Origin of the sequence: Nostoc sp. DedQUE12b, from assembly GCF_034530835.1 — a bacterium.
In the GTDB taxonomy this organism is placed as follows: domain Bacteria; phylum Cyanobacteriota; class Cyanobacteriia; order Cyanobacteriales; family Nostocaceae; genus Nostoc.
Window position 1 is genome coordinate 1 of the sequence record NZ_JAVRCI010000079.1, and the last position, 16,687, is coordinate 16,687.

Annotated in this window: 13 protein-coding genes; 3 read left to right on the forward strand and 10 right to left on the reverse strand. The window is 39.2% G+C overall.

Annotated elements, in window-relative coordinates; all coding sequences use genetic code 11:
• The coding region (locus RMY16_RS26950; protein ID WP_322738936.1) for a caspase family protein at nt 1–2,848 on the reverse strand (2,848 nt) is incomplete at its 3' end.
• A 270-nt stretch (nt 2,849–3,118) separates the two neighbouring features.
• Here RMY16_RS26950 and RMY16_RS26955 point away from each other — a divergent pair.
• The 3 genes from RMY16_RS26955 to RMY16_RS26965 are packed head-to-tail and all read left to right on the forward strand — an operon-like array spanning nt 3,119 to nt 5,174.
• Nucleotides 3,119–3,589, forward strand: a complete 471-nt coding sequence (locus RMY16_RS26955; protein ID WP_322738937.1) for a hypothetical protein — start codon at nt 3,119–3,121, stop codon at nt 3,587–3,589.
• 13 nt (nt 3,590–3,602) lie between these two features.
• Entirely contained in the window at nt 3,603–4,916 is a 1,314-nt protein-coding gene (locus RMY16_RS26960; RefSeq protein ID WP_322738938.1) for a hypothetical protein, read from the forward strand.
• A 9-nt stretch (nt 4,917–4,925) separates the two neighbouring features.
• Nucleotides 4,926–5,174 carry a hypothetical protein gene (locus tag RMY16_RS26965; protein WP_322738939.1) on the forward strand — a complete coding sequence of 83 codons (249 nt, stop codon included), beginning with the start codon at nt 4,926–4,928 and terminating at the stop codon, nt 5,172–5,174.
• A gap of 235 nt (nt 5,175–5,409) precedes the next feature.
• Here RMY16_RS26965 and RMY16_RS26970 read toward each other — a convergent pair whose 3' ends face one another.
• The 9 genes from RMY16_RS26970 to RMY16_RS27010 form a co-directional block, all read right to left on the reverse strand.
• Nucleotides 5,410–6,210 carry a class I SAM-dependent methyltransferase gene (locus RMY16_RS26970; RefSeq protein WP_322738940.1) on the reverse strand — a complete coding sequence of 267 codons (801 nt, stop codon included), beginning with the start codon at nt 6,208–6,210 and terminating at the stop codon, nt 5,410–5,412.
• A 203-nt stretch (nt 6,211–6,413) separates the two neighbouring features.
• A complete protein-coding gene (locus RMY16_RS26975) occupies nt 6,414–8,231 on the reverse strand; it encodes a vanadium-dependent haloperoxidase (protein WP_322738941.1) in 1,818 nt (605 codons plus the stop codon).
• A gap of 801 nt (nt 8,232–9,032) precedes the next feature.
• Complete coding sequence (locus RMY16_RS26980) at nt 9,033–10,349, reverse strand: MFS transporter (RefSeq protein ID WP_322738942.1); 1,317 nt, start codon at nt 10,347–10,349, stop codon at nt 9,033–9,035.
• 676 nt (nt 10,350–11,025) lie between these two features.
• Nucleotides 11,026–12,093 (reverse strand): NADPH dehydrogenase NamA, encoded by a 1,068-nt coding sequence (namA, locus tag RMY16_RS26985; protein ID WP_322738943.1) that lies wholly within the window; start codon nt 12,091–12,093, stop codon nt 11,026–11,028.
• Between the two features lie 289 nt (nt 12,094–12,382).
• Complete coding sequence (locus RMY16_RS26990; protein WP_322738944.1) at nt 12,383–12,589, reverse strand: hypothetical protein; 207 nt, start codon at nt 12,587–12,589, stop codon at nt 12,383–12,385.
• A 97-nt stretch (nt 12,590–12,686) separates the two neighbouring features.
• Nucleotides 12,687–12,974 carry a hypothetical protein gene (locus RMY16_RS26995; RefSeq protein ID WP_322738945.1) on the reverse strand — a complete coding sequence of 96 codons (288 nt, stop codon included), beginning with the start codon at nt 12,972–12,974 and terminating at the stop codon, nt 12,687–12,689.
• Between the two features lie 839 nt (nt 12,975–13,813).
• Entirely contained in the window at nt 13,814–14,995 is a 1,182-nt protein-coding gene (locus RMY16_RS27000; protein ID WP_322738946.1) for a hypothetical protein, read from the reverse strand.
• A 274-nt stretch (nt 14,996–15,269) separates the two neighbouring features.
• Complete coding sequence (locus tag RMY16_RS27005; RefSeq protein WP_322738947.1) at nt 15,270–15,518, reverse strand: helix-turn-helix transcriptional regulator; 249 nt, start codon at nt 15,516–15,518, stop codon at nt 15,270–15,272.
• 412 nt (nt 15,519–15,930) lie between these two features.
• Nucleotides 15,931–16,395: a CYTH domain-containing protein gene (locus RMY16_RS27010; RefSeq protein WP_322738948.1), complete on the reverse strand. Its 465-nt coding sequence runs from the start codon at nt 16,393–16,395 to the stop codon at nt 15,931–15,933.
• Nucleotides 16,396–16,687: the final 292 nt, after the last annotated feature.

A 16,687-nucleotide genomic window follows, 5' to 3' on the forward strand; every position in this document is an offset into this window, starting at 1 on the left:
GCCCGTTGAGGGTGATGATTTCCTTCCCTGTAGCCGCATTCCATAGTTTCACGGTATTGTCAGTACTAGCAGAAGCGATGGTCTTGCCATCGGGGCTGAATGCTACGCTAAAGACCGTATCACTATGCCCATTGAGGGTGATGATTTCCTTCCCTGTAGCCGCATTCCAGAGTTTCACGGTATTGTCAGCACTAGCAGAAGCGATGGTCTTGCCATCGGGGCTGAATGCTACGCTAAAGACATCATTGCTATGCCCTTCCAAGCGATTCTGCTCTTGCAAATTGTAAATTGCTCGCTTGAGTGCTACTACAGCTTGCTGGTTAGCCGTTTGTTCTAAATTGATATTTTTAATTGGTTTACCTGAAATTTGTCTACCTGACTGTGTAGCTGCAATTAAAGCCTCAATTTGCCTGTTAGTCACTAGCGAAGCTTCAGAACTTTGAGCCAGAGCAATAGCGCTTTGTTGTGTTGCTTCCTTAGCTTTGTTTTGGGCGTTATACCATTGATAACCCGCAAGAATAGCTACCACACCTAACCCCAAACTAAACATAGTGACAACTCGATTTTGCCGCCGTGCTGCATCCAGCTTTTCCTGTTGGCGTTCTTTTTCTTCTCGCTCAAGGCGATTCCGCAGTTCTTGACTCTCCTGAATGTACTCCTGGGCTAACCCATTCAGCATTTGCCAATCGCCAAATCTAGCTAAATATACCTCTGCTACTGCCAATCTATCATCCTTTCTAAGAAACCCTGGCTTTTTCTCATTCCTCTCCCATTCTTGGGCTTCCCCTTCAATCTGTCGCTCAATGGCTATTCCCAACTTATATTCCTCTTTCCACTCCCGCAACATTTGCCAGTGGCGGATAAGGGCCTCGTGGACAACATCTAAAATGACATCCTGGGAATCTTGCTCATCCCTCTTTGTAATTAATCGTGCATCTTTATCGGCTAACTTCTCGCTCACCTGTTGCAAAAGTTCCAAAGAATGATGAGAATTAACCAACTCGCGTAAACGCACGCGCCGCCGTACATCTGTGGTTTCTCCCATTTGCGTTAATTCCAGAAAAATCCGCCGCGCCACAGTTTTTTCTGTTGCTGAAAGACTTTCATAAACTGCATCAGCACGTTTTTGTAGCGTTCCTTCAACCCCGCCTAAATCCTCATAAGTTTTCAAGTTGAGAACCTCATCGTCTTGATTTCTCGACTCACGCCACAATTCTGTCAACGTATATTGCAGCAAAGGCAAACTTCCGGGGTAATCCTCAACATCGTTAATTAGTTGCTGTTTTAACCTTCCCTCTATGCCTAATCCAACCCAATCAGCCGGTTTAGTAATCGCTTCTTCAATTTCCTCACGGCTTAAGTGTTCGACGTTGATGTAAGGTTTATTGATTCTGCCCGCAAATTTGGGATATTCTCGCCATCTCCCCCGAAAATCCGATCGCATCCCAATGAAAATATAAAGGTTATTTGTACAGTCAATTAATTCCCGCAAACAGTCAAAGAATTCTTGGCGCTGGCTGTCATCGCACATAGTAAAGCATTCTTCAAACTGGTCGATAATCAAGATGACTGGTGTGTTTAATGCTTTTAACTCCTCGCCGATGACATGGGTAAAATTACCCCTCCCCAACCCTCCCCCCTTCGACAAGCTCAGGGCATCGCTTGTAAAGGGGAGGGAGTTAGATTTTCCAGTTTCCCCCCTTTTTAAGGAGGGATTAAGGGAGTTAGATTTTCCGGTTTCCCCCCTTTCCAAGGGGGGATTAAGGGGGGTAATTTCACTTGTCTGTACACCATAGCTTTGCAAAGAAACTGCAAAAGCCTCCTGTAAACTGTTAACAGGAGATTCTTTCGGCGTAAACGGTGTAATATAAGTCCAGCGATCGCTCCCTGGAATCTCTTGTCCTAGCTTAAGTTGGTAAAGTAACCCAGCCCGTAACAAAGATGATTTCCCACTACCAGAAGCACCTAACACAGCAATGAGGCGATGCTTATCTCTTACCTGTTTAATCAACTGCCCAGTTAGCGCACTCCGCCCATAAAAAACCTCAGCATCTTCCTTTGTCTCGGTAAAATACGACAGGGAACGATAAGGACACTTATCCTGAAAGCTTTTTTGCGAAAACTTAGTTGTCAGCAGAATTGCCCGTGCAGAATTGGCAATTAACGGACGCTGGACTGTATTCGGCATTTGGCTGATAATGAAATCTGCCAATTTGTGGCTATTAATGATCCCATCTGCGTCATTTTCCGGGTTCAATCCTGCAAGTAACGCCTGCGTCAACAACCCCTGCGCGTGAGGAATTTCGACTCCAGTTTCGTAGGAACGGGTTGCAGTAATAAAACAGTAGTCTTTATCTGTAGGAATAAATTTTAACAATTCACCGCTATAGCAGCAATCTAGCCAAACAACGACTCGTTTAGCCTGACTTCTTTGCAACTGCTCACCCAACCAACTTAAAGGTATACCATAGATTCCTGCTTCAGGTAAAACATCACTAGTAGCTAAAAATACTTCTTCTTTGCCTGCTACAGTTTTGCACCACCCATGTCCTGAAAAGAAGAATAACGCTGTTTCTGGTGTGGGGTTAGGATCGGGAGGATTGAAAAGATTAGCGATCGCTTCTCTCAATTCTTGCATCTTTACCGCGCCTTGGCGGTCAATTCTACTTTCTCCCTTCTGGTTTAAAGTTATAGGTAAACACTGAGCGCGAAAAGGTCTATAACCGTATTGTTCTAATTGTTGGGCAATTTTCTCAGCATCCTCTGCTGCTGCTGTTAGCGGCTTTAGAGTGGTGTACTCTGGGTAATAATTAATTCCAATAACAAGAGCCGCCCATTCCGATGCCATTTTTCTTACCTGACTGACTCTGATAACTTTTTGGTTAAACTGTAGGCAAAATCTGTCTACAGCATTCGTTTAGGTTGTATGAAAAATCACTAGAATCCAGTGAAATAAACTAGATTGATTTACATAGTAAAAGGTATAATAAAAAACATTTTATTTAATAAATTATTCTTTTTAGAGATAGAAAATTAAAACTGAACATGAAATACATGGTGTAATTATCTCACTGAAATTACGTTTATACTAGTCGTAATGAGTTTGGTATAAAAACCTATGAATACAAAGGCTGACAATACTATCATCGCTTTTCTCTTGGCGTTTCAAGACTTAAAAACCGCCCTTGGAGAACAAGAAAAACAGAATTTAAAAGAAGTTGCCAAACAGTTAGACACCCAACCCAAAGCTTGGCAAGACTATATTAAAGGACGTTTATTAGAAATAATTACCCCTAATCCTGAGTTAAATCAGTCTTATCAATTCTATAAATCTCAATTAGATAATTTAGAAGAAATTCCTCATGATTTACTCCCGACTGAAGCAGAAATTAGTAGGTTCAATACTCTTGAAAATTATCCAATAACTAGAGGCTTTAAACCAAAATATGAAGCTACAGGTTACGAAAGCCAACTGAATAACGTTGTAGTCATTGTTGGCAGTTCTCCTCAACCAGAAGAAACAGTGAAACAAGTCAAATTTTTAGAAAAATGGAAACAATTTTTATCTCAATCCAATCAATCAAATTAGTTTTGCCCTTGTGATGAGCGATTTAATCTATCCGACACTCGATTTGTTTTTATATGTTTTAAAAACTTCTTTAAACACAACTGATGCAGAAATACAAAAAAACCAAGCAGCTTTTTTAGAACAATTACCCTCTAATACTAAATTTTACGATCCTGACATTGAAACCGAGTATTTAGAGATTACTCATCCTCCTCAAATTAACTTTGTTTCCCACAATAAAACTTTAGAAGGATACTATTATCCTGTTAGATTAAATGACACTTATGGGTTGCAAATTGATTGTTCTATTAATAATCAAATCGAAACTCAACCAGCCAAGTCTTTTGCAATCTTAAAAACTGAAATAGAACAAAAACTAAATAAAGAACTGGCAATAATTGGAAAAACCTGGTTTCTTTCTGGTTGGCTACCAGAAAACTCATCTCACACCCATGAGGATATTGCCAAAGATTGCTATTATGCTTTATTTAAAGATGCTTCTTGGCAACCAGACAAAGGTACTTTTTTAGATGGGAAAGTTTTTGAAGTAGGGCGATCAGGAAATATAAATCAGAGCCTAAAAAACGTAAATACTCCTCTAAATAGTACTGAAGATCATGTGATTATTGCTATTTATAATAATCGAGAGAGCGCAGAAAAAGCTGCGGAATTTTATAAAGATTGGATGGGTTTATTTTGTTATCGCAGCAAGATTTCGTGGGCTTATTGGCAAAGTCGTTTAGTCAAAGATTCTCTGCTTAATCATTATAAAAAAATAGAAGAAAATAGAAAAATTACCAACCAAAGTAACTATTGGCAGGAAAACCAAAAAATTCCCACTTCTCGCCAAATTTTAAATAATATTGATCGCATTCTCCAGCAATACACAATTGACTTACTCAACCTCACTTTTCAAAAACAAATTATTGAAATTAACTTATCTAATTATCAACTTCGCTTGGCTTTGATTAAAGAAAAAGCAGGTCAAAATAACCAGTTAGATTTTTTAGAAAAATTTAGCGAACTAGCCAACAAAAAATATTTACCACAAATTACCAAAGATATCGAAAATATGCAGCTTGGCTTGCAACTTCTAGAAGATACAATTAACGCTACTCGCAGTCGCATAGAAGTCGAAAAATCTGAACGAGAGCGTAACTTCCAAGAGCTTGTAGCTGTCGCTGGTGCTGGAATAGCAACCGTATCTCTGCTAAAAGACTCTGCAAAAGAGTGTGAAAATATTTTTAAGCAAGGCCACTCATTTTGCAAATACCCTTTCAGTTACAGTCTGATAATTGGAATCATTGTTGGTTTTATGGTTTGGTGGCTGAGAAAAAGATTGCGATAAGCGTTCGCGTTGGCGTTCGCGAAGCGTCTCCGACAGGAGAAGCGTCTCGTTGGCGCAGCCTCTCGTAGAGAAGAGAAGCTTAAGCCTTCTCCTTTGGAGACGCTAGCGCGAAACTTGTCGAATTTATTCCGCCGGGTGGTGAATTATACAGGGGTAGCAGCAGATTATTGCCGATCGCCTCATTCTCTGATTACTAATTTGCGATCGCAGTCGCACTCAGTACATCAATCATTTGTGAGTTCACTCTGCATTTTGTGAGAATTATTTGACTTGTAAAGAAGCAGTCACGGCAAGAAATTCTTGTATCATTTTTTGGATTAGCTCTCCTGCTGGTAGAGCCGAGGCTAATCCTGCTCCCTGTCCTGCCCACATACTGACAAAATCTGGACTTGATTGTTGTGCCGTAAAACCCGCCCTATAGACATCTGAGCCGGAAATGGCAGTACTTTTGCTGAACGCTGCGTCTTGAAATATACATAATTAATGTAAGGTTTTAAATTGCTTTGTAAACCCATATTTCAAACTTAGCTTCAGAGTAGAGATTAGTTTTTAAAGAGCCATAATGATTGATACAAAATTCTTCAAATTCATTTATTACTTGATTAAATATCTCATCTGATACTCGCCAACATAAACCATATGCTCGTGCTTTGAAAAAACTTAATAGCTCTTCAACCGTATTGCTAACTATCCATTCCTTTGCAACAAAATAATTTGATACATAACCTTTTCGCTGTAAATATCCTTCTATATCTATCTTTTCTATCGCTGTATTAATACTTGGCGATTTTTGCTTTGCTCCTTCATACTTAGATAATATATCTCGAAAAAATCCTTCAAATTCTCGTCTGGCTGGTGGGGTAATCCACTGACAATTGAGATAAAAGCCTCCAGATTTCAACACTCGAGCAACATTGTCTAAAAATACTTTCCAATTAGAGACAGTATGGATCATGTGGACAGTCAATACAACATCAAAGCTGTTGTCTAGAAAATCTAATTGTGAAGCATCACCATGAATCAGTTTCAGATTAGAAGGAGTGACATTTAATTTTTGACGGAATTGATCAAGCATTTCTTGAGAAGCATCAATTCCTGTCACCAAATAACCTCGTTTAACAAGAGGAATAACATTTAAACCTGTGCCAACACCTGGTTCTAAAAAAGAGGTTTCAGGCGTGGCACAAGTAAGTTTAAGAATAAAATCGGCGACTTCCTCTGCAACTGATTCTGTTAGCCAGCGTGTTTGGTCATAGATTTGTGCAATATAGTCATAGTAGTTTGATTTTTTCATATATATACGGTTTAGTCGAACTATACCTTTGCATTTAATTTCTTAGCTTTGTATTGTGGTAGGAATGTAAGTAATTGATATCAATAAAATTAGTTTTCAAACTAACTTTTCTCATCGACTCTATCTCTTCATCCTATTTTTTTGTGAAGGTATTGCTGAGTAAAATACCTTTACTCAGCACTCCCATAACACCGACAATCGGTTTAAACGGTGACTCTTGTACCGTCAAATTTAGTGAAGGTGAAGCCATTGAATATTTCGTTATAACCCAGTCTCTCATCCCTGAGCAGACTAATAGCAACCTCTTCTCCTAAAGCCAAAGCAGCGGAACCATCCGAACGCCAATGGATACCACCGTGACCGCGACCAATAGCATAATTAGTTGCCAGTTTATTCAACTCTCCACCCACTGTTAGTGGTGAACCACTGTAAGAAATTACTTTGGTAGGGTCATTGGGATCAGGCACTACTGGTGAGGGGATAACAAAGTTTTCATCAAAGAATGCTTTCAACAGTGTGACATTGACGCCAGCAATGGCAGCTGCACCACCTGGATAGGAGGAATGGGTTGGCGATGATTCTGGATATGCTTGGGGCAATAGATAGGTGCTAAAGGTGCTAAAGGTCTGAGCCAAAGCCTGAGAATTGAATATCTCAGAATTAATCGGATACTGAGTTTTATTGACAATATTGTTGTAGACTAGCCCCCCATAAGCTTCTGGGCGCAGAATGCGGTGTACATAATACTTCTGCCAGTATGATGCTCTAATCGCACGCGAAGTACCCAAGTTAAGCAAGGCTTGTAAATGTCCCACTGCAAAGGTTGCAGCTGAACCACTTTGAGTTCTCGAGTTGACGTAGGGATTGCCTGGATTCAAAGGAGTACCGATGCTACCAAGAATCAAGGAGGCTCCTAAGTATGTAGGGCCGCCAATATGAGCATACTCACCTAAATCCCGAACTGTGACTATGTAACGGTTTTTGGGGTCGTATTTTATGGATTTCCCGGAACTACCTCCATTCTGAACAGTCAACCATTCCTGAAAATTGAGTAGAAAGTCATTACCAGGAAGAGCAGTACGAATCAATGGCGAAACAGACTGAGTTCCCCAAGGAATAGTTAGCAACAAAAATTGTGAGAGATAGGGCCCATTTAGCACCCCTGGTGGAGTAACATATCTTGTACTTGAACCGGAACCGACGTAGTTGACACTACCACGAAATAAAGTTTGAGGGGTGACACGCTCATTTTGTTTTGGCCCTCGAAACGCCGAAAGCTTGTTGAGGTCTTCGACGGCTGCCAAGACTTTTGGGTTATCAGTATTATTTTGCAGCTTAGAAAGAGGTACATCTCGAAGTAAAGCTTGCCAGTAGAGTTCAACTGCTTCAGCAGCGCGTTCTGCACTAGCTAGAGATGGTGGTGGCGGTACAGCTATTTGTGCTGCATTGATCCCTTCTAGGCTAATTGCTAGGGGCCCTTGAGGATTGACCAGCTTTCTGGTACCACCCAAAATGATATTTTCAAAATCATTCGGGTTTAGCGTTGTCAGTGCTTTGCTCAAAGAGTCGTAAGCTTCCAGGTTGACTTCGCCTAGCTCGTTATGTGGTAGTGCCCTACTGTCAGAGCCGATTTTGTTGGGATAACGCTCCTCATCACCGTTGGTCGGATGGGCCGGAATCGGAATATTTCGTTCACGTGTCGCTGCTTCAACACGTACTCGATAGGCTTTATCAACAAACCTCCTGTAGTCGAAGGGTCGATTATACCGCCTGTTGACAGCTTGGGCTTGTACAACATCTCCAACACCTCCTCCGTTCTTTGAGGAGAAAGTTGAACCTAAAACTCCTGTAACAACGCTAGCGGCACTAAACAAACCAGCGCGACCGAGAAATGAGCGTCTGCTGGCGTGACTACCAAAGAAACGTTTGCTAGCTACACGGGGTTGTTTCAGTTTATCTATTTCGCTATTAGCCTGAGTATCTTGCTCGGAACCTTGATGAGAATTTGGATCTACTTGCATGAGATGTTCTCCACTGGAAAAAAATAATCCAAAAATTTAGTCATAAGTGAATACATGAGAATCTGAAAACTAGAACAACTAGCCTAGAGAAACAGGGTAATCTAACGAGATTTGGGATGATATCTGGGGTTACTTTACTGGAAGGTAACTTGCATAGGAGTGATATCAAGTTTGGTTAAACACTTAATAAAATATCTGTAGGTTGGGTTGAAGAACGTAGAATCAAATGCGAACAGGGCCTCGTAGATAAAGGGCTTCTCACAGGGGAACCCTACATTTGATCCTTGCTCATGTAGGGTTTTACTGCCGTTTAACTCAACCTACATTGATAGATTTTATTAGAAGTAATCACCCAAACTTGATATATTCTCCTGACAGTCATACCAGCACTGAATGCCGACACTATACCTTCATTGCATGGCTGTTATAGTTTTGTAGTTGTAATCAGTCTGATCGGATGTTGCCGGGATTAAAGCACAGCTAAAACCACCGCTTGCTTCCAATCAAGCTCTATAATCCTGTAAACCTATCGATTTGCCGTATTTTCTAGATATTAAATCAGACTTTCTCACAATCGGTGATAAAAATCAAGAGGTTTTTACAATAAACTTAGTAAGAGTGTGAAAGCCCAGAGAAACAGGCGCACGGGGTCGTATTCTCTGCTTGAGACTGTGGATAAAAGGCGACGCGGTGGGTTTTGATCAAGTATCAAAGGCGGTTGTTGTTGGAAGGTTGAGTTGAGAGAACTAGGCGTAGCCCTCCGTAGACATCGCTTCCAGACAACATCCCCTACAAACTGATTTAGCCTTTATTGGATTGGGTAATTAAGCCCAACTCTGCATAGATTGGATGCACTATTTTTCTTATTTTGGGCAGTTGTCTACTAAAGAAATATGCTCCTAAAATACAACAAGCACCGCCAAATAATAAAGAATTATCAACACCAAAGTAACCTGCCAATGCTCCAAAAAATAAATTACCAAAAGGCAATATTCCTAAAAAACCAGTTGTAAATATACTAGTTACTCTACCTCTTTTATCTTCATCAAGAAGAATTGATTGCATAAAGTTACTGATTGAAGCCAAGGTTAGAGTATTATTCATGCCGATGATAAACATGAGTAGTAGACAAATCTCTAAATTTGTTGAGCGAGAAAATACTATTAAACCTAAACCTAAAAGTGCAGCAGAGATTGCTATAATTTTTCCCAGTCCCATAACATTTTTTCTAGAGATGAGATAAATACCTGAAACTATGGAACCAAAAGCCGATGCTGTCATCAAAAAACCCATAGTTTCAGCGTTACCCTTTAGGACTTCTTGAGTAAAAATCGGTACTAGATTGACATGAGTCATTCCCATAAAACAAATAGTAACTTGTAATATCAATAAATATTTAATCGGTAAAAATTCGTATGCATAAACAAACCCTTCTTTAAGATTTTTCCACATTTGGGGTTTTTGAGCTAAGGAATTATTGATAACTGGGTTGACTTTGATAGTTAAGATTGCAGATACAAATGGTAAATAGCTGATACTATCTACTAAAAAACAGGAAGCTGCACCAGACCTGGCAATCAGTAAACCCCCAATCATCGGGCTAACAAACTTCGCTGTATTAATCAAGAATGAATGCGAAGCCATTGCACTATAAGTATCTGATTTTTTATCCAAAAGTCTGGGAATAATGACCTGGCGTGCTGGTAAATCGAAAGCTTTTACAATTCCCTGAATCGTGCCTATGGCAATAATCCATGCGACGTTGATATTATTGCTAAGAGTTAAAAAGGTTAAGATAGAGGATAGTAGAATAGATACTAGCTGAGTACTTAATAGAACATATCGTAAGTTCCAGCGATCTAACAATACTCCTACCAAGGGTGTAATAATTAAGCCCATAGCTTGATTTGTAAATCCAGCCACCCCAACCAATACAGCCGAATTAGTTAGTTGATAAACTAGCCATACCAAAGCAATTTGAGTCATCCAAGACCCAAAAAAAGATAAGCTTTGTCCAATAACGAAACAAGAAAAATTTACAGATTTAAGTGCAGGTGGAAGTTCAACAAAAAACTTTTGCTTGGGTTTTTGAGCTTTTACTCTATTACTTGGTATCATCAGTTTTTGCCTATTTTAAAATTATTGCAACCCTGTTTAAGGTTTTTATCCTTCGTTCGTTGTTAGGACTTACGCACAAGAGATCCTTTAACCCTCTTTTTTCACTTTTAGAGAATGCAATAACCCAAAGGTTTATCGGGCTTTAGCTCTCAGTTTTTGTCTATAAGTTTTACTTTCTATTAAAAAATAAAAACTCAAAGCTTGATTCAATCTAATTCTTAGAATCTGGATTCGATTATTGTTTAGTGGGAAAAGGCTAAGGGGTAAACGGTAAAGGTATGAAATTTTCCCTTACCCTTTAACCTTTAACCTTTCCCCAACATCTTGCAAAAGTTACTTTTGCAAGATGTCTATAGTACTTTTTCCTTTAAGCTATTACCCTTGAATTAAGATAATTTGCACGAATGAAAACATTGCTAGAGACATTGCATTTCAACGTCTCTACTAATTTTTTTGATGAAGTTTTAGTAGACTTGCATATCATCAGCCTTGAAATAGTATTAGTAAAGCTTAATGTTAGCAAAACAGAAACTTTGTATGCTTAATATTAAAGCAAAAAAATAGCAGCAGTATGAACAGAATGCATATCATACCATGTTTGGTCGAATAGCCACAACCCCTACCGCTAAACAGCAAGGGTTTGAGGTGGTTGATGCTCAATTAAACCCAGTTGACATCACAGCCAAGCGCGATCATATTGAATAGGCCAGAGTTTATCGTGTCCCAGTTGTTTAGCTGCCAGATGTGGCCAGTAAGGATTGCGGAGTAGTTCACGTCCTAACAGCACTATATCAGCGACTTCTGTACGAATAATCTCGTCAGCTTGTTCAGGGGATGTAATTAAACCCACGGCTCCCGTATGAATATTAGCTTCGCGGCGGATGCGTTCAGCAAACTGAGTCTGATAACCAGGTTTAATTGGGATATGAACACCCGGTATGATACCGCCTGATGAATTGTCGATGAGATCAACTCCTAAAGACTTGAGTTTGTCGCTTAAAACAATACTTTGCTCAATGTCCCAGCCATTGTCTGCCCAATCAGTGGCGGAGATGCGTACCCAAAGTGGATGTGTTTGAGGCCAAACCTCTCGGACTGCTTGAATTACTTCTCTGAGCAGACGAGTCCGGTTTTCAAAGCTGCCACCATAATCATCTTGACGGTGGTTAGAAAGGGGCGAAAGAAATTGGTGCAGTAGATAACCGTGAGCAGCATGGATTTCCACTACCTTGAAACCAGCTTCTAGAGAACGTTTAGCAGCTTGAGCAAAGGCGTCAATAATTTCTTGAATTCCCTCAAGACTGAGGGCTTCTGGAACTGGGCTATCTTTGCTAAAAGCGATCGCACTACTCGAAACTAAGGGACGCCAACCTTCCTGAGATTCATCTAGTGCTTTCCCTCCCTTACTCGGTTTGGCAGTGCTAGCTTTTCTACCTGCATGAGCAAGTTGAATACCTGCAACAGCACCAAAGTTATGGATCAATGCCACAGTCTTGGCTAAAGTTTCGATATGTGAATCTGACCAAATTCCCAAATCTTGCGGGCTAATGCGCCCACGCGGCTCCACAGCTGCTGCTTCTGTGAACACTATACCTGCACCGCCAACTGCGCGAGAAGCTAGATGAATAACGTGCCAATCATTAGCATATCCATTTGTACTGGAATATTGACACATCGGTGAAACGGCGATGCGGTTGCGAAAAACAACTTCACGAATTTTGAATGGTTCAAACAGATGTGCCATTAATATTGATTCCTTCTCTTGCTAGATAAAAGAAATTGGGAAGGGATTTGCAGCATGAATTCGATTTTGCATTATTTTGCATTAATTAAATAGAGAAGTCAAAATTTAGAATGCAATCAGTCGGGAATTTAAACCCACCACTTTATAATCTTCCAGCAAATTCAAACTTTGCTGGGAGACTTAAACCCTTACTCTCAGCACCTAATTTATCGCCGTAGATATCACAGTAGTTCTTGAGTAGGGTAGTATTCCTCTAGCCTCCTGCCCTACGCAAGAACTGCCTCTTTTGTTACATATTTGTTGAATGACTAAAGTCATCATAGAGATTTGGATCAATAGATTGATTGTCAGGTTTTTGAGACTGCAATTCCCAGATATCGCGTTTTCCCAGTTCTTGATCCACTAATAACTGTAGATGATCTGGTAATTTAGTTGTTTGCCAAATTGACCAAATTTCTTCACCAAATAATTCTTTTTCAATTTTTCCAGAAAACATAATTTCACCTCCGCGAACGTTCAATTTTAAGTTTAGTAACTCCTCATTTAGGAAAGAAAAAGTAACAAAATTGTCATTCTTCATTCTTTCGCTATTTTTAAAATACAGGTACTATTTGCCCTGAATACTGCTTGTTAAGAAAATCTCCAAGTTGTGCATCGTTAAGTAACTTTTTATTACGGATATTGTCGATGTGATTGCGTCCTGTGAGGGCAATAATCCGTTGAAAAAAGGCGATCGCATGAGCATCATCACTAATTTTTATACTCAGAATTAAATGTAAATCAGAGTCAGGAATTAACAAAATTGCCTTACTAGCAGCTTGCAGAATAGACTTCTTGCATAAATCAAATATCCTCACCCTAACCCGGATTTCTGACCACATCTCTTAAAACCTTGTGCAGGGGAGCAGAGGAGAGTTCTTGTACAAGTTCTCTCCCCTATGCTCCTCTGTTTGTCTGCACCTTTGACCTCAAGCTTGTGAGAAATGCGGGCTAAATCCCTGTGCCAAGCTGGGGAGATTACGCATCAAGCGCATATAATTATGAGCTTGTTGTAGCGCGCCGATTAGAATCAGTACCAGAAGGTACTGTTGTTCCACTCGTACCGCAGTAGCCTTTATCTACGAGTACCACTCTTACCCCTTGACCAGTTTATTGGCTAAACCACCTAATTTTATGCTAAACTCCATTATGTTGATTGGTTTACCGTATTATCATATTTATGAGATTTGCATAGATTGCCCTAAAAAACAAGAGGCTATTAAAATTTATTGATATTACTCTTTAATAAAATGCGATCTGTGGTGAAAACTTTTTCAAAAAAGTAAAGGACAAGAACTATACTTGTCCTCAATAGCTAAAATAACAAGTTCTGCGTCGAATAGGAGTTAGATGAGACAGGGCAAAACTTTTAGCTTAACAAGCCTGCTAAGTAAGTAGGTGCTAAAAAACACAACTAAATTAAGAAGGGTAAAGGTTAAGGGTAAAAGGGAAAAACCTTTACCCTTTAACCTTTTCCCTTTACCCATACAAAACTTTGTATAGTTCGGTTTAATTGTGCCAACCTACTTATGCATATTATAGTTATGTAAACTACGTATTAGACTTTGGACAAAAAAGTGTTCGCGTATAGTTTACGCGAACAAAACTAATAATTAATCTTGCTGATAGTTTCTGCACAAAAGAATTGAGCAACGAGATGATCTACAATCTCGTTGCTCAATTAAAACTTAACGAAATAAGTATTTGTTGGTAATTTTTGGGCAGTTCCTACATTTGTGGCCAAGTCATTTATTTTATTATCTGTTTTGATAACTGCAAACTTATCAGTAAATAGCAGCACTTCACCATTTCCTGGTGTTACCCAAGCGTGGCGAGTCATTAGGTTTTTGGAGACAACTAAAAGAGACGCATCTCCACGGTAAGGCGAGATAGGTTTACCCATGAAGGTTTGATTATCTCTATTGGCGATCGCATAAGCAGCAGAGGAACCCACAAAAATTTTACTGCCATCTGAGTAAATAGTTTTAGGGAAATTGCTACCGCCGTCTCCCATCCCCGCAGTTGTAGGCCTTCTTGGAACACTTAACTGTCCACGCTCGACAGTAAAATTAGTCAGATTAACAGTTCCTATATATACCTTTGTTTCGTCACGAGTCTGTGCAGCATTGGTGTAAGTATCTGTAGTGATCAAAGTCTTTGTTAATAAGTCTTTGCCATTCCACCTGTAGATTGAGTTACCCCCATAAACTGAGCCGAGGATATAAAGCTTATCTTCAAAAATATGTAATCGGTTAAGTCTTGTGTCTGCCATGTCGTGGGCAAGATCGGCAGAATTGTAGCCCCAAAGCTTGCCTTGGTTATTTCCTGCTAAATTTGCCAAAGCAAATATTTTCGCTCCGTCGAAAACCATCCGGTAAAGAAAAGCTATCTGGACAGGAATACCTAACCTTTTTTGTTGCTGGTAGCCACTAGTGTAGAGATACCCGTTTTTATACTCAAAATCCATTACCTCAGTTACGCCATAGCTCTGTTTGGCTTTAAAGTTGAGGTTTTGGTCATAAATTGATAGAGTATTCGCAGACTGGTAAATAATCCAATTTTGCAAAAATTTTACCCGTGTCTTTGAATTAGCTGTATTGCTAACTATTTTTTGCCTAGTTCCGTCACTTTTTATTTTTACTAGTCCTGTTGGAACAGCTAAGACATAAGTTTTGCCGTCAATTGCTACAATGTCACGAGCATCGTAATTAGAGTTTGGGATTAGTTTTTTCGTCCCATTAGCTTCTACTTCCCATACACCTTCAGTATTGATGACCGCAACTTTGCTGCCGTTAGTGCAAGCTGCTCTTGGCGAAGAGATATTAAGATATGTAGCTAAAGCGGGGGTAGAATAATCAAACATTGTACAGTTCAGATAAAGTGTACTGAAAAATATTGGCGCTCAATTAAGAAAAGAATTTTGGGGATTTTTGAGCGTTTTTAACCTAAACTCGTCTTCAAAAATGCAGAAAATATTGGCTACGGTAAACTCAAACTCAAAGGTTGAGTAATCCGCAAAATATGCATATCTGCAAACATCGGTAAAATTAGAATTGAGTTGTTTGTGGTTATGTCGTAGCGATAACCTGTTAATTGGGGGAAAGTAACTTCAATTAATTTGCCTCTCTGCCTGCTTTCTAATTCGACAAATACTTCACCGAGACTTTCTGTCCCAGCTCACCCATCTCCTTTAACATCCCCTCAATCTTTTGCATAGCTAGAGATGAAGGCTTGGCATGTCCTTTCTCCCAACGGTTTACCGTCGAATAAGTTATACCTAAAGATGTTGTAAACTGTTCTTGGGTAAGACCAGTTATGCCACGAAGTTCACGGATGAGCTTTCCAACTTCCGGTTGCTTGATTAGCAAAGGTTTCTTAATGGTCATTTAGCTCAGAACGCACCTGTTAATCTGGCGAGTGATATGTGTTCCGCTACATCCTATTGGGGCTAATGCTGAATTGATAGGCGAAAATATACTAGAATTTTTATACTTTCTTGATTTTATAACTAAGTGATTACACCTCCGTAGATACGGTATTTCCTAATGAGACTTTTAAGGAATCAATTACATAACGAAATAAGCATCCTGTTGTCAAGAAGTATTTAAAATGAATATCTAATAAATAAAAAGCTGCGTAAATCTTTTGAGATTTTAGGTATTAAACTCAGATTTATGTATACACAAGTCCTAAAATCCTTGCTTGGTAAGATACAAGCTTTAGTAGGCAAGGTTTTGAACTGAGCAAGCTGTAGTTAGGTATTTTCGTAAAATTGGGATGTTCCCAATATTTCAGCTATTACCATTGTGAAAATGGGTATTTTACTAAATTGCTGTTGAAGTATCTGGAGTCATGAGAAACTTCTTGTCCAATCCAGGTTGGTAATTCAAATTGCTGATTTTCATCACTGAGTTCAACTTCTGCTAATATCAGTCCTTTATTAACACCATCAAACTCATCTATTTCCCAAATCAAACCACCCGACTCTATTTTATATCTGGTTTTTTCTATAAAGGGACGTTGACATAATGTCTCAAGTATTTCTTGAGCATCTTTAACAGGAATAGGATATTCAAACTCTAATCTCGAATATTTAATATTGGGGCCTTTAATAGTCAAATAACTTTTTTCCCCTACTATACGTACACGTATAGTTGCTTTATCTTCTGTAGCAATGTATCCTTGACGATATACACTACCTTCAGCTAATCCTCTCCAGCCATCTCCTGCCACTAAATATTTACGCTCTATTTCTTTCGCCATTTTATTTACCAAATTATTTGCTTTTTTATATCACAAATAATATAGCAATCCTAAATATCTTCACAAAAATGTTTGCAATTATTACAAATCAGAGTGAAGTTTTTGAAATATTGATATTAATAGCGATCGCTTCTAATGTAGTACGATAGTTTACATCCTGATGACGATTTGATGCTGTCTGCACTAAACAATTCCAACTAGCAGTAAATTCACAATTTGTATCCCATTTATTTCAAGGTGAAGTGAATTGAAAAGACTGTTAATCCTCCATAGCCATGTTCAATCACTAGCA